At 68.3% G+C, this 14,516-nt stretch carries 11 protein-coding genes; 7 read left to right on the top strand and 4 right to left on the bottom strand.

Annotated elements, in window-relative coordinates; all coding sequences use genetic code 11:
- Positions 1 to 199: 199 nt before the first annotated feature.
- Complete coding sequence (gene alaS, locus HZ321_RS10650) at positions 200 to 2,860, top strand: alanine--tRNA ligase (protein WP_181702281.1); 2,661 nt, start codon at positions 200 to 202, stop codon at positions 2,858 to 2,860.
- Positions 2,861 to 3,009: 149 nt separating this feature from the next.
- Positions 3,010 to 4,236 carry a cyclic nucleotide-gated ion channel gene (locus tag HZ321_RS10645; protein WP_181702280.1) on the top strand — a complete coding sequence of 409 codons (1,227 nt, stop codon included), beginning with the start codon at positions 3,010 to 3,012 and terminating at the stop codon, positions 4,234 to 4,236.
- A gap of 100 nt (positions 4,237 to 4,336) precedes the next feature.
- Here the strand turns inward: HZ321_RS10645 and HZ321_RS10640 are convergent, their stop codons facing one another.
- Positions 4,337 to 5,548, bottom strand: a complete 1,212-nt coding sequence (locus tag HZ321_RS10640) for an NADP-dependent isocitrate dehydrogenase (RefSeq protein ID WP_181702279.1) — start codon at positions 5,546 to 5,548, stop codon at positions 4,337 to 4,339.
- Between the two features lie 211 nt (positions 5,549 to 5,759).
- On the opposite strand from HZ321_RS10640, the gene HZ321_RS10635 reads away from it, so the two are divergent.
- From HZ321_RS10635 to rpsD, 5 genes are all read left to right on the top strand, one after another.
- Positions 5,760 to 7,442: a DUF1800 domain-containing protein gene (locus tag HZ321_RS10635; RefSeq protein WP_181702278.1), complete on the top strand. Its 1,683-nt coding sequence runs from the start codon at positions 5,760 to 5,762 to the stop codon at positions 7,440 to 7,442.
- 8 nt (positions 7,443 to 7,450) lie between these two features.
- Positions 7,451 to 8,599: a DUF1501 domain-containing protein gene (locus HZ321_RS10630; protein WP_181702277.1), complete on the top strand. Its 1,149-nt coding sequence runs from the start codon at positions 7,451 to 7,453 to the stop codon at positions 8,597 to 8,599.
- Positions 8,600 to 8,692: 93 nt separating this feature from the next.
- The gene (locus HZ321_RS10625) at positions 8,693 to 9,511 is read left to right on the top strand and encodes an RNA methyltransferase (RefSeq protein ID WP_181702276.1); all 819 of its coding nucleotides are present in this window, start codon (positions 8,693 to 8,695) and stop codon (positions 9,509 to 9,511) included.
- Positions 9,512 to 9,516: 5 nt separating this feature from the next.
- Positions 9,517 to 10,287, top strand: a complete 771-nt coding sequence (murI, locus tag HZ321_RS10620) for a glutamate racemase (RefSeq protein ID WP_181702275.1) — start codon at positions 9,517 to 9,519, stop codon at positions 10,285 to 10,287.
- A 234-nt stretch (positions 10,288 to 10,521) separates the two neighbouring features.
- Positions 10,522 to 11,139 carry a 30S ribosomal protein S4 gene (gene rpsD / locus HZ321_RS10615; RefSeq protein ID WP_181702274.1) on the top strand — a complete coding sequence of 206 codons (618 nt, stop codon included), beginning with the start codon at positions 10,522 to 10,524 and terminating at the stop codon, positions 11,137 to 11,139.
- 496 nt (positions 11,140 to 11,635) lie between these two features.
- On the opposite strand, the gene grxD is transcribed toward rpsD, so the two are convergent.
- Genes grxD through purL form a run of 3 tightly spaced genes read right to left on the bottom strand, consistent with a single transcriptional unit; the run spans position 11,636 to position 14,499 of the window.
- A complete protein-coding gene (gene grxD, locus HZ321_RS10610) occupies positions 11,636 to 11,974 on the bottom strand; it encodes a Grx4 family monothiol glutaredoxin (protein ID WP_181702273.1) in 339 nt (112 codons plus the stop codon).
- A gap of 57 nt (positions 11,975 to 12,031) precedes the next feature.
- Positions 12,032 to 12,268 carry a BolA family protein gene (locus HZ321_RS10605; RefSeq protein ID WP_181702272.1) on the bottom strand — a complete coding sequence of 79 codons (237 nt, stop codon included), beginning with the start codon at positions 12,266 to 12,268 and terminating at the stop codon, positions 12,032 to 12,034.
- Positions 12,269 to 12,291: 23 nt separating this feature from the next.
- Positions 12,292 to 14,499: a phosphoribosylformylglycinamidine synthase subunit PurL gene (gene purL, locus HZ321_RS10600; protein WP_244635790.1), complete on the bottom strand. Its 2,208-nt coding sequence runs from the start codon at positions 14,497 to 14,499 to the stop codon at positions 12,292 to 12,294.
- Positions 14,500 to 14,516 lie beyond the last annotated feature (17 nt).

The raw sequence follows: 14,516 nt of genomic DNA, 5'->3' as shown, positions 1-14,516 counted from the left end.
TGGACAGGCTCCGTTCGCGCGGATAAAACCCGGAAAACACCGCCGCGGACCATGGGTCCCGCGGCGGTTCCCGTTCGTCCGGTCGGCTGGATCGGGTGGCGGGCGGCGGGTTCCCGGTGGCGGGAGCCGGCCGCGGGAGAGAGGTGTTCCGCCGGAGGCCTCGAGCATCGGCGGGCGTTGGGGAGTGACGAGACAGATCATGAGCGGCGTCAACGAAATCCGGTCTACCTTCCTCGACTTCTTCGCCAAGAACGGCCACGAGGTCGTCTCGTCGAGCCCGCTCGTCCCGCGCAACGATCCGACGCTGATGTTCACGAACGCGGGCATGGTGCAGTTCAAGAACGTCTTCACCGGCCTGGAGAAGCGGCCCTATTCGCGCGCCGTCACGGCGCAGAAGTGCGTTCGCGCCGGTGGCAAGCACAACGACCTCGACAATGTCGGCTACACGGCGCGGCACCACACCTTCTTCGAGATGCTCGGCAACTTTTCGTTCGGCGACTATTTCAAGGAGCGCGCGATCGAGCTCGCCTGGACGCTGATCACCAAGGAGTACGGTCTTGCCAAGGACCGGCTGCTGGTCACCGTCTATTCGGAGGACGAGGAGGCGGCCGGCTTCTGGCGCAAGATCGCCGGGCTTTCCGACGACCGGATCATCCGCATCTCGACCTCGGACAATTTCTGGGCGATGGGCGACACCGGGCCCTGCGGTCCGTGCTCGGAGATCTTCTACGACCACGGCCCGGGGGTGGCCGGTGGTCCTCCGGGCTCGCCCGAGCAGGACGGCGACCGCTTCATCGAGATCTGGAACCTCGTCTTCATGCAGTACGAGCAGGTCACCAAGGAGGAGCGCGTCAGTCTACCGCGGCCGTCGATCGACACGGGCATGGGGCTGGAGCGCATCGCGGCGGTGCTGCAGGGCGTCCACAACAACTACGAGATCGATCTCTTCAAGGCGCTGATCCGCGCGTCCGTTGAGGCCACCGGCGTGGCGGCCGAGGGCGGCCAGACCGCCAGCCACCGGATCATCGCGGACCACCTGCGCGCCTCGTCCTTCCTGATCGCCGACGGCGTGCTGCCGTCCAACGAGGGCCGCGGCTACGTGCTCCGGCGCATCATGCGGCGGGCGATGCGGCATGCGCACCTCCTGGGCGCGGTGGATCCGCTGCTGCATCGGCTGGTGCCGGCGCTCGTGCGCGAGATGGGCGCCGCCTATCCGGAATTGGTTCGCGCGGAATCGCTGATCACCGAGACCCTGCGCCTGGAGGAGACGCGGTTCCGCCGCACGCTGGCGCGCGGGCTCGGCCTCCTGGAGGAGGCCACCGGGACGATGTCGGCCGGGCAGAGCCTCGACGGGGAAACGGCCTTCAAGCTCTACGACACCTACGGCTTTCCGCTCGACCTGACACAGGATGCACTGAAGGCGCGCGGCATCGACGTGGATACCGCCGGGTTCGCGACCGCCATGGAGCGGCAGCGGGCCGAGGCGCGCGCCAGCTGGTCGGGTTCGGGGGAGGCTGCCACCGAAACGGTGTGGTTCGCGCTTCGCGAGCGGCTCGGCGGCACCGAGTTCCTCGGTTACGAGACGGAGACCGCCGAAGGCGTGGTCACGGCGCTCGTCAAGGACGGCCGGGAGGTGCAGGCGCTGGAGGCCGGGGAGAGCGGTGCGCTGATCCTCAACCAGACGCCGTTCTATGGCGAAAGCGGCGGCCAGGTCGGCGACACCGGCTTGGTCAGCGGCGCGGGCGTACGCGCACGCGTCACCGACACCCAGAAGAAGGCCGACGGGCTGTTCGTCCACCTGGTCACCGTGGAGGAGGGCAGCCTCACTGTCGGCGCGCCGCTGGAGCTCGTCGTCGATCACGGGCGCCGCGGCAAGATCCGCGCGAACCATTCGGCGACCCACCTGCTGCACGAAGCGCTGCGGCAGGTGCTCGGCACGCACGTCGCGCAGAAGGGTTCGATGGTGTCGCAGGACCGGCTCAGGTTCGACTTCTCCCACCCCAAGCCCGTGGACGACGGCGAACTCGGCGAGGTCCAGCGGATCGCCAACCGGATCATCCTGCAGGATGCGCCGGTGGTGACACGGCTGATGGCCGTCGACGAGGCGATCGAGTCCGGTGCGATGGCGCTGTTCGGCGAGAAGTACGGCGACGAGGTCCGCGTCGTGTCGATGGGCACCGCCGTCGAAGGCGAGAAGGCCGGCAAGGCCTATTCGGTGGAGCTCTGCGGCGGCACGCATGTGGGCCGCACCGGCGAGATCGGCCTCGTCCATCTCGTCAACGAAGGCGCGGTGGCGGCCGGTGTCCGGCGCCTCGAGGCGCTCACCGGCGAGGCGGCGCGGCGGCATCTCGACCAGCAGGAGCGCCGGCTGAAGGAGATCGCGGCGACGCTGAAGGTGTCCGTCGCCGACGTGGCGGAGCGAGTGGCGACACTCGTGGAGGATCGGCGCAAGCTGGAACGCGAGCTGGCGGAAGTCCGCAAGAAGCTGGCGATGGGCGGCGGTGGCGCGGCTGCCGCGGAAGTGCGCGAGATCGGCGGCGTCAAGTTCCTCGGCCGCGTGGCCGAGGGCGTCGCACCGAAGGACCTCAAGGGTCTGGTCGACGAGGGCAAGAAGCAGGTCGGCTCCGGCATCGTGGCGCTGATCGGCGTGTCGGAAGACGGCAAGGCCGGTGTCGTGGTGGGCGTCACCGACGACCTCACCGCGCGCTTTTCGGCCGTCGACCTCGTCCGCGCGGCGTCGGAAGCGCTGGGCGGCAAGGGTGGCGGCGGCAGGCCGGACCTGGCGCAGGCCGGCGGACCGGACGGCGCGAAGGCGGCCGAAGCGCTGGCCGCCGTGGAGGCTGTGCTCGGCGGGGCTTGAACGGGGGCGTCCGGCCCCGGTGCAGCCAGATCCGCGCAGTCCCCGCACTGGTACGGGGCGCCTGGGGCGGATGCAGCGGCGCGCGCAGTTTTCCGGATGCCTGAGGCCGCCGGAATTTGCCACCATCGGACCGGGGGGATGGTGGCGACATGCGACGCAGGCTCTACGAGATCCTCGAGGTAGGCAGTCCCGGCGATCCCACCGCCCGCGCGGTCGACGTGCTGATCATCGCGTTCGTGGTTCTCAACGTCGGCGCGGTGATCCTGGAGACCGTGCCGGACCTGAAGGCGCGCTATGACGCGGTGTTCCTGGCGATCGAGGCAGTCACGGTGGCCGCCTTCATCCTGGAGTATGCGGCGCGCCTGTGGGTGGCGCCGCTGCACCCCTCGCTGTCGCGCCTGCCGCCGCTCCGTGCGCGGTTCTCCTATGCCCTGCAGCCCTTCGCGCTTGTCGACCTCCTGGCGATCCTGCCGCCGGTGGTGGGCGCGCTGTTTGGGCGGTTCGACGTCGGCTTCGCGGTCGCCTTCCGGCTGGTCCGGTTCCTGAAGCTTGCCCGCTATTCGCCGGGCATGCGGTCGCTGGCAGCCGCCGTCATTTCCGAGCGGCGCGCGATCCTCGCCTCGGCGGTGATCATGCTGGGGCTGGTGATCGCCGCGGCGACGCTGATGCACGCGTTGGAGGGCGAGATCCAGCCCGACAAGTTCGGCTCCATCCCGCTGGCCATGTACTGGGCGGTGACCACGCTCACCACGGTCGGCTACGGCGACGTCGTGCCGGTCACAGTGGCCGGCAAGCTGCTCGCCGGCATCACCATGGTGATCGGCTTCACGATGTTCGCGCTGCCGGTCGGCATCATCGCCACGGCCTTCGCGCGGGAGATCCGCCAGCGCGACTTCGTGGTGACGTGGTCGATGGTGGCGCGGGTGCCGCTGTTCAGCGAACTCGGCGCCGCTGAGATCGCCGACGTGATGCGGCTGCTGCGGGCGCAGACCGTGGAGGCGGGCACGATCATCACCTATGCCGGCGAACCGGCGAGTTCGATGTACTTCATCGTGTCCGGCCAGGTGGAAATCGACCTGCCCAAGGGCCGCAGGATCCTCGGCGAGGGCAAGTTCTTCGGCGAGATCGCCGTGCTCCGGCGGGCTCGGCGATCCGCAGACGTGGTGGCGCTCGCCCGCACCCGCCTCCTGGTGCTGGACGCGGAGGATCTCCACCACCTGATGCACCGCCGCCCGGAGATCCGGCGCCACATCCACGACGTGGCGCACGAACGGATCGAGGCCGACGCGGTGACGCCGAAGGGCGACATCGCCGGCGAGGAGATCCGGTCGGAAACGCCGGTCGATCGCCCGTTCAAGGACATCGATCCGATCTGACGGGAGACGAACCCGGCAGCCGGAAACGAAAACGGCGGGCGCAAGGCCCGCCGTCCGTGTGATCGTCGACCGAAGTCCGAAACCCGCAGATCGCCGGGTTTCACCCCATCGCCTTCTGCAGGTTCTCGTCGATCTTGTCGAGGAAGCCGGTGGTGGAGAGCCAGCCCTGGGTGTCGCCGACCAGGAGGGCGAGGTCCTTGGTCATGTAGCCGGCTTCGACGGTGTCGACGCAGACCTTCTCCAGCGTGGTGGCGAAGCGGGCGAGTTCGGCATTGTCGTCCAGCTTGGCGCGGTGGGCGAGACCGCGGGTCCAGGCGAAGATCGACGCGATCGAGTTGGTCGAGGTCTCCTTGCCCTGCTGGTGCGTGCGGTAATGGCGGGTGACGGTGCCGTGGGCGGCCTCGGCCTCCACGGTCTTGCCGTCCGGCGTCATCAGCACGGAGGTCATCAGGCCGAGCGAGCCGAAGCCCTGCGCGACGGTGTCGGACTGCACGTCGCCGTCGTAGTTCTTGCAGGCCCACACATAGCCGCCGGACCACTTCAGCGCCGAGGCGACCATGTCGTCGATCAGGCGGTGCTCGTAGGTGATCTTCGCCTCGGCGAACTTGTCCTTGAACTCGGCGTCGAACACCTCCTGGAACAGGTCCTTGAAGCGGCCGTCATAGGCCTTGAGGATCGTGTTCTTGGTGGAGAGGTAGACCGGATAGCCGCGGTTCAGGCCGTAGTTCAGCGAGGCGCGGGCGAATTCGCGGATGGAATCGTCGAGGTTGTACATCGCCTGGGCGACGCCGCCGGCGGGGAAGTCGAATACCTCGTGCTCGATCGTCTTGCCGTCGTTGCCGACGAACTTGATCGTCAGCTTGCCGGGGCCGGGCACCACGAAGTCGGTCGCCTTGTACTGGTCGCCGAAGGCGTGGCGGCCGATGATGATCGGCTTGGTCCAGCCGGGGACGAGGCGCGGCACGTTCTTGCAGATGATCGGCTCGCGGAAGATCACGCCGCCAAGGATGTTGCGGATCGTGCCGTTCGGCGACTTCCACATCTTCTTGAGGTTGAATTCCTTCACCCGGGCTTCGTCGGGCGTGATGGTGGCGCACTTCACGCCGACGCCGTACTTCTTGATCGCTTCGGCGGCGTCCACGGTGACCTTGTCATCCGTGGCGTCGCGGTGCTCCATGCCAAGGTCGTAGTAGTGCAGGTCCACGTCGAGATAGGGGTGGATCAGCTTGTCCTTGATGGCCTGCCAGATGATGCGGGTCATCTCGTCGCCGTCGAGTTCGACGACTGGATTGGCAACCTTGATCTTCGCCATCTGTTGGGACCTTTCGGCGTTTTGAGCGGGTGGGCGGCCGGGCGCTATCGGCACCGCGACAATCGGGCGCTTCCATAGCATCGTGCAGCGCACACTGAAAGGCCGGACCGATTGAACGATCGTAGCGGGCTGGAAACCCTCCTGGTAGGTTTGCAGAGGGAGAATCAGCGTGAATCGGCCGCGCAGGGACACCGGAGCCACTTCGTCGACGTTGAGCCGCAGAGCCCTGCTGCAGGGCGGCGCGGGCGGGCTCACCGCCGCGCTGGTGCTTGGCGGGTTGAAGCTTCCGCGGGCGTTCGCGTTGCAGGCGCCCGACGCGGCGGCAGATCGCGCTGCGCTCGGCCGGCTGACCTTCGGTCCGACTCGGGCGGAGTTGCAGCGCCTTCAGGCGATGGGGCTGGAAGCCTGGCTCGACGAGCAACTCGCGCTGCCGGACCGCGATGCCGATCTGGACCGCCGGCTGGGTGCGATCCGGCTCAAGATCGCCTACGAGGCCGGGACGGATGAGAATGGCGGCAGCTGGCCCGCGGCCGAGAAGCTTCGACCGCTCGGCTTCATCGCGGACGAGGCCACGGAACCGCTGGTAGACCTGACGGACTGGCAGAAGCCGATGGCCTACGGGGAGCGGACCCGTCCGGCTGACGAGGTGATCGCGGCGTCGCTGGTCCGCGCCGTCCACGCGCCGGCGCAACTGCGTGAGGTGATCACCCAGTTCTGGCACGACCATTTCAGCGTCAACGCGCTCGCCAACGAGGTCGTGGCGGCGCACTTCGCCCGGCACGACGCGGCGATCAGAAGCCACGCGCTGGGCAACTTCCGGGCGCTGCTCGGAGCTGTGGCGCGGTCGCCGTCGATGCTGGCCTACCTGAACAATGCCGACAGCCGGGCGAGCCCGGCCAACGAGAACTATGCGCGCGAGCTTCTGGAGCTTCATACGCTGGGCGCCGATAACTACTGGGCCGGGCGGGCCGACCGGTGGGACGCCGTTCCAGGGGCGACAGACGGCCTGGCGGCAGGATATCTGGACGACGACGTCTACGAGGTGGCCCGCGCCTTCACGGGTTGGACCATCGGCGACGGACGCTGGGTGGCGGACGGTGAGACGACGCCGCGGACGGGTGCCTTCGCCTATGTGGACGCGTGGCACGACCCCTACCAGAAGCGCGTGCTCGGGCGGGAACTTGCCGCCTATGGCGCGCCGATGGCCGACGGGGAGGCCGTGCTCGACATTCTGGCGGCGCATCCCGGCACGGCGCGCTTCGTATGTGCCAAGCTGGTGCGGCGCCTGCTCGCGGACGATCCCCCGGCCGTCTTGGTGGAGCAGGCCGCGGAGAGCTTTCTCGACCACCGCGACGCGCCCGACCAGATCGCCCGGGTGGTCCGAACCATCGTCCTCTCCGAGCCGTTCACCGCCACGCCGCCCGCCAAGCTGAAGCGGCCGTTCGAGCATCTTGCCTCGCTGGCGCGGGCGCTCGGCGCCGACGTGGCGGTTGGCGAGCATATCGGCTGGGCGCTGCCGCAGACGGGGTGGCGGCAGCACCAGTGGCGGCTGCCGAACGGTCATCCCGACGTGGCCGCTGCATGGTCCAACACCGCGACGGTGGCGGGGATGGTGACGCTCACGCTGCAGGTGTTCGAGGACTGGTTCGGTCTGTTCTCCGGCGATCCGCTGGACGCGATCGCCTCGGGCGCCCCTTCCGTGCGGGCCTGCGTGCGCGAGATCGCCGACCGTCTCCTGGTCGCGCCGGCCGACGATCGCTTCATCGCGGCCGTCGCTGCGGCCGTCGCGGAAGATCTGGACTCCGCGGTGCCGGACGGCGATTGGGAGCGCAGCTCGATGCTGCGGGGCGCGGTGCTGCTGGTCGCGCTCAGTCCCGAATTCCTGGCGCGATAGGGGGCGGGATGAGCGAGCCCAAGCTTGTGGTCGTGTTCCTTCGCGGCGGAATCGACGGGCTGTCCCTCGTCGCCCCGTCGGGAGACGCGGACTATGTCGCGGCGCGGCCGCCGCAGCTCCGCGTCGGTCGGAGCGGCGACGACGCGGGCCGGGTGCTCGGCGATGCCATCGCGGACGCCGATTTCCGCTTCCACCCGCAGGCGGGCGGACTGGCGGACCTCTACGCGTCGGGCCACCTCGCAGTGATCCACGCGGCCGGCCTCCGGCACGCCACGCGCAGCCACTTCGAAGCCGAGGGGATCATGGAACGGGGCGGCGCCCAGGGCGCCACGGACGGTTGGCTGGCGCGGTTCCTGGCGGAGACGTCCTTCGACGGGCTGATGCCGGTGCTTTCGGCCGGCGGCGCGGCTCCGGAGATGCTGTCGGGGGCGGGGAACACGCTGGTCACGCCGTCGCTCGAAGCGATCCGCCTCGCGCCCTGGATCGCCGGGCGGGACAAGGTGATCGCCCGGCTCGGCGCCCAACTGGCGGGTCATCCAGACTTCGGTCCGCCGGTCGCGCGGCTGATCCGGCTGAGCGAGGCCATCGAGCGGAAGATCCCGATCCGCGAGGACGGCCAACTGACCCCCTACGCGCCCGACCCGCGGGCGGCGTACCCGGACAGCGAGCTCGCGCGGAACCTCAAGTCGATCGCCTGGGCGATGAAGCTGGACCTCGGCCTGCGGGTGGCGACCGTGGATGCCGGAGGATGGGACACCCACTTCGACCAGGCGCGCCTGTTCCCGATGCTGACGGCGGATCTCTCGGCGTCGCTTTCCGCGTTCTGGACCGACCTCGGCGCGCATGCGGAGGAGACGGTCGTGGTGGTGATGAGCGAGTTCGGCCGAAGGCTGCGCGCCAACACCGGCGGCGGCACCGACCACGGGCATGGCAATGTCATGCTGGTGCTCGGCGGCCCGGTGCGCGGCGGCCGCATGTTCGGCCGATGGCCCGGCCTTTCCAACGATGCGCTGGACCAGGGGGCGGATCTGGCGATCACCACGGACTACCGCCAGGTGCTTGCCGAGGTGCTGGCGACCCACATGCGGCATACGGTGTCCGAACGCATCTTCCCGGGTTTCCGGGAGCCCTCGCTCGATGTGTTCGGGGCGGCTTGACCCTCGATCCGTCCCTGCGGTTCTGGACTTCGCGGCCGCATCCGCCTAACAACCGGGGCTGACCCTTCGACCGTTTCCGGCGAGCCGACCGATTTGACGTCCAGCGATCCATCCCCCGCCATCATTCTCTGCGAGCCCCAGATGGGCGAGAACATCGGGGCCGCGGCGCGCGCGATGGCCAATTTCGGGCTGTCCGACCTCCGGCTGGTGCGCCCGCGCGACGGCTGGCCAAACGAGAAGGCGGTGGCGGCAGCGAGCCGGGCCGATCACGTCATCCGCGCCGTGCAGGTCTTCGACAGCGTGGAGGCGGCCGTGGCTGACCTCTCCTTCGTCTACGCGACGACCGCGCGAGACCGCGACGTGACCAAGGAGGTGCGCGGGCCGGTGCACGCGGCGGCGCATCTGCGCGCGCTGGAAGGGCAGGGCGTGCGGGCCGGGCTGCTGTTCGGGCGCGAGCGATGGGGCCTCAACAACGACGAGATCGCGCTCGCCGATGAGATCCTGACGCTGCCGGTGGTGCCGGAGTTCGCTTCGCTCAACATCGCGCAGGCGGTTCTGGTGATCGCCTACGAGTGGCGCAAGGCCGGCTTCGAGGCTGTGGACGGCGGGTTGCCGTTCGGCATGCCGGAGCGGTCGCCCCCGGCGACGAAGGACGAGATCCTGCACCTCTTCGAGCACCTGGAAACCTCGCTTGACGAGCGCAACTTCTTCCGGCCCGTGGAGAAGAAGGAGCACATGGTGCGCAACCTGCGCGCCATCTTCCAGCGGATGTCTCTTACGGCCCAGGAGGTCCGTACGCTGCGCGGCGTGATCGCGACGCTGGAGGGCCGGCCGAACCGGCCGACCAAGGTCAAGGGACCGAAGCCCCGGCGGAAGAGCGGGCCCGCGGCGCCTGCCGACGCTGAAGGCTGACGGGCATGCGGCTCCTGGTGTTCGACAGCGGCGTGGGCGGGCTCTCCGTGGTGCGGGAGATCCGTCGGTTGCTGCCGGACGCGGCGATCACCTATCTGGCGGATACCGCGGTGTTCCCCTACGGCGGCCTGGAGCCCGAGGCGCTGGTGGCGCGGGTGACGGCCCTGATGGAGGCGGTCATTCCCGAGGTCGATCCGGCGGCGGTGGTGATCGCCTGCAACACGGCCTCGACCCTGGTGCTGCCGCCGCTGCGGGCGCGCTGGGAGGTGCCCTTCGTCGGAACGGTGCCGGCGATCAAGCCGGCCGCGGCGCAGAGCCGGACACGCCTTGTGTCGGTGCTGGCGACCCCGGGCACCGTGAAGCGCGACTACACGCGGTCGCTGATCGCCGAGCACGGGCAGGACTGCCGGTTCACGCTGGTCGGCTCGGTGGCGCTCGCCGGGCTCGTGGAGCGGACGCTCGGAGGAGAGGCCATTCCCGATCAGGCTTTCGCGGCGGAGATCGCGCCTTGCTTTGTGGCGGAGGGCGACGCCCGCACGGATACCGTGGTGCTTGCCTGCACGCATTATCCGTTGGTGCTCGACCGCCTCAAGCGACTGGCGCCCTGGCCGGTCGAGTGGATCGATCCGGCGCCGGCCATCGCGCGGCGCGTCTCGGCCGTGACGGAGGGCCGGGCCGGGATCGGCGGCGGTGGCGACCGATTCCTGGCGACCGGGTATCAGCCCGCCCCGGCTCTGCTGGCGCAGTTCGGGTTCGGCGCGGCCGAAAGCGCTTGAATCAGCCTGAGATGACCGCCCAGAGCACGCCGAGGCACGTTGACAGGGCCGCCCGCCTCCGTTACACACCCCGGCAACACGCGGGTCCAAACGGGCCCGCGTGGTCGTTCACGCACCCGTGGAGACGATGCAAGCGCGCATCCGATCCTGTCGGTTCGGCGGCGGCTTCGGCCGGCGAAGAACAGAGGAGGGCGTGTGTCCTGAACAACCAACGTTCAAAGAACGGGATACGCGATGTCAAAGCGCCATAGCGCCAAGTACAAGCTCGACCGCCGCCTCGGCGAAAATCTCTGGGGCCGCCCGAAGAGCCCGGTCAACCGCCGCGAATACGGCCCCGGCCAGCACGGCCAGCGCCGCAAGGGCAAGCTCTCCGACTTCGGTCAGCAGCTGCGCGCCAAGCAGAAGCTCAAGGGCTACTACGCCAACATCTCCGAGAAGCAGTTCTACGCCATCTACGAGGAAGCCTCGCGTCTGCGCGGCGACACCTCCGAGATGCTGATCGGTCTCCTGGAAAGCCGCCTCGACACCATCATCTTCCGCGCGAAGTTCGTGCCGACGCCGTTTGCCGCCCGCCAGTTCATCAACCACGGGCACATCAACGTCAACGGCCGCCGCGTCAACATCTCCAGCTACCGCTGCAAGCCGGGCGACCTCATCGAGATCCGCCAGCGCTCCAAGGAACTGACGATCGTCCTGGAAGCCGTCTCGCTCGCCGAGCGTGACGTTCCGGAGTACCTGGAAGTCGACAGCTCGAAGATGACCGCCAAGTACATCCGCGTCCCGGGCCTCAGCGATGTGCCCTATGCGGTGCAGATGGAGCCGAACCTGGTCGTCGAGTTCTACTCGCGTTGATCGGTTCGCCCTGGCGAAAACACAAGAACCGCCCGAGCGATCGGGCGGTTTTTTCGTGCGTGGCACCAGGAGAGTCCGGACGGACGGCAGGCCCCGGTCCTGCTGGCGGGAAGCCTGCCGGAAACGAGAAAGCCGGGACCCTCCTGGAGGATCCCGGCTTTCCGGAAATTGCCGTCCACCGGCAATGGGGCGGTGGGGGGCGATGACTCCATCACCAAGTGGACGGCGCCGACTTCCGACGGGGAAGCCGGTTCTGAACAACGCCTGCCGGCGGACCCGATCGGATCCTGCGGCAGCGTTGAATAAGGCATGTGGAAACACCCCACCCAGCCGATAAACCGATGTGATGGAGTTTGGTTCCGGCCGATCCAGAAAAAATTCGTTTGTCCGTCGAACCGGGTGCCGGGTTGCCGGAAACGGAAAAAGCCACCCCGTGCGGGATGGCTTTCTGCTCGGTCGGGAAGCGGCGGGGCGGATCTGATCCGACCCGCGCCGATCAGGCGTTCGACTTCACCGGCACGCCGGCGGAGGTCATGTGGGCCTGCAGTTCGCCCTGTTGGAACATCTCGCGGACAATGTCGCAGCCGCCGACGAACTCGCCCTTGACGTAGAGCTGGGGGATTGTCGGCCAGTTGGTGTAGGTCTTGATCCCGTTGCGAATTTCCTCGTTGTCCAGGACGTTGATGCCCTTGTAGGGCACGCCGAGGTAGTTGAGGATCTGCACGACCTGGCCGGAGAACCCGCACATCGGGAAATCCGGAGTGCCCTTCATGAAGAGCACCACGTCGTTGGACTTGACCTCGTTGTCGATGAAGGCGTGAGTGGCGTCGGACATCGTATTCATCCTTTCTTCGCCGGGTTCAAGGCGCGGCGGTGGACATGGGCTTCGAAATCAGGAGGTAGGAGCGCTGGTCTGAAGGGCGAGGGCATGCAACTGCCCGCCCATCTTGCCCTGCAGGGCGTTGTAGACCAACTGGTGCTGCTTGACCCGCGTCAGACCGCGGAAGGCTTCGGACACGACGATGGCCGAGTAGTGGTCGCCGTCGCCGGCCAGATCCCGGATCTCGACCTTCGCGTCCGGAAGCGCTTCCTTGATCATCGCCTCGATCTCACGGGCCTGCATGGCCATGTCGTCGTTCCCTTCCGTTCTCGTCAAGCCGCCTTGCCGCCCATGAAGGTCTCGAACCAACCTTCGTGAGCCGTGCTCAGGCTCGCAACAGATATGGACCCGGCGGAACCGAGGTTCAACGCGGAACCGCCAACCGTGCCGAGGCGCACCACCTCGACTCCTGCCCGGCGACCGGCGGAGACGAACGCGTCGGCCGATCCTGCCGGAACCGTCACGCAGTAGCGCGCCTGGTCCTCGGCGAACAGTGCCACGTGGGGCGTCACGCCGTCGAGGGCCACAGTCGCGCCACGGTTACCGCTCATCGCCATCTCGGCCAGCGTCACGGCGAGTCCGCCGTCAGAGAGGTCGTGACAGGCGGTGACGGTGCCGGCGCGGATCGCGGCGCGCACGAAGTCGCCGTTGCGCTTCTCCAGCTGGAGGTCCACCGGCGGCGGCGCGCCGTCCTCGCGGCCGAACAGTTCGCGCAGGTAGATCGACTGACCGAGGTGGGAGCCGTGGCCGCCGACGAGGAGGATCTCGTCGCCATCGGTCTTGAAGGCGACCGTGGCCATCGCATCGACATCCGGAAGCAGGCCGACGCCGACGATGGTGGGGGTCGGCAGGATCGCCTGGCCGTTGGTCTCGTTGTAGAGCGACACGTTGCCGGAGACGACCGGGAAGTCCAGCGCGCGGCAGGCCTCGCCCAAGCCTTTGATGGCGTGGACGAACTGGCCCATGATCTCCGGCTTTTCCGGGTTGCCGAAGTTCAGGTTGTCGGTGACGGCGATCGGGTCGGCGCCGACGGCGGTGATGTTGCGCCACGCCTCCGCGATCGCCTGCTTGCCGCCCTCGTAGGGGTCGGCCTCGCAGTAGCGCGGCGTCACGTCGGAGGACATGGCGAGCGCCTTCTTCGTGCCCTCCACGCGCACCACACCGGCGTCGCCGCCGGGGATCTGCGCCGAGTTGCCCTGCACCAGCGTGTCATACTGCTCGTAGACCCAGCGGCGGGAGGAGTGATCCGGCGAGCCGACGATCTGAAGCAGCGCCTTGCCGATGTCGTTGACCGCAGGCACCTCGTCGGGCGCGATCGTGGCGGGGGTCTTCGGGGCCACCCAGGGGCGGTCGTATTCCGGCGCCTGGTCGCCGAGGTCCTTGATGGGAAGATCGGCCACCACGTCGCCGTGGTGCTTGACGCGGAAGCGGAGGTCGTCGGTGGTCACGCCGACGACGGCGAAGTCGAGCTCCCATTTACGGAACACCGCCTCGGCCTCGGCCTTCTTGGAGGGCTCCAGCACCATGAGCATGCGCTCCTGGCTCTCGGAGAGCATCATCTCGTAGGCCGACATGTTCTCCTCGCGGGCCGGAACCTTGTCGAGGTCGAGTTCGATGCCGAGGTCGCCCTTGGCGCCCATCTCGACCGCCGAGCAGGTGAGGCCGGCGGCGCCCATGTCCTGGATGGCAATCACGGCGCCCGTCTTCATCAGCTCCAGGCAGGCCTCCAGCAGGCGCTTCTCGGTAAAGGGATCGCCGACCTGAACGGTGGGACGCTTCTCCTCGATCGTGTCGTCGAACTCGGCGGAAGCCATGGTGGCGCCGCCGACGCCGTCGCGCCCGGTCTTGGCGCCGAGGTAGACGACCGGCAGGCCGACGCCCTTCGCCTCGGAGAGGAAGATGCCGTCCCGGTCCGCAAGTCCGAGGGCGAAGGCGTTGACGAGGCAATTGCCGTTATAGCGGGGATGGAAATTCACCTCGCCGCCGACCGTCGGCACGCCGAAGGCGTTGCCGTAGCCGCCGATGCCGGCCACCACACCAGCCACCAGATGCCGCGTCTTCGGATGCTCCGGCTCGCCGAAGCGAAGCGCGTTCATCGCGGCGATCGGCCGGGCGCCCATGGTGAAGACGTCGCGCAGGATGCCGCCGACGCCAGTCGCCGCGCCCTGGTAGGGCTCGATGTAGGACGGGTGGTTGTGGCTCTCCATCTTGAAGACGGCGACCTGGCCATCGCCGATGTCGATCACGCCGGCGTTCTCGCCCGGGCCGATGATCACCTTGTCGCCGGTGGTCGGCAGCGTTTTCAGCCACTTCTTGGACGACTTGTATGAACAGTGCTCGTTCCACATCGCCGAGAAGATGCCGAGTTCGGTGAAGGTCGGCTCGCGGCCGATCAGGTCGAGGATCTTGCGGTACTCGTCCGGCTTCAGACCGTGCGAGGCGACCAGTTCGGGCGTGATCGGAATGTCATTGCGGAGCAAGGCGAGTGGTCCCTTCG

The sequence above is a fragment of the Chthonobacter albigriseus genome (assembly GCF_013839445.1).
GTDB classification, from domain to species: Bacteria; Pseudomonadota; Alphaproteobacteria; order Rhizobiales; family Pleomorphomonadaceae; genus Chthonobacter; species Chthonobacter albigriseus.
The sequence above is the reverse complement of the archived record's forward strand: the minus strand, read 5'-3'. Positions and strand labels throughout refer to the sequence as shown.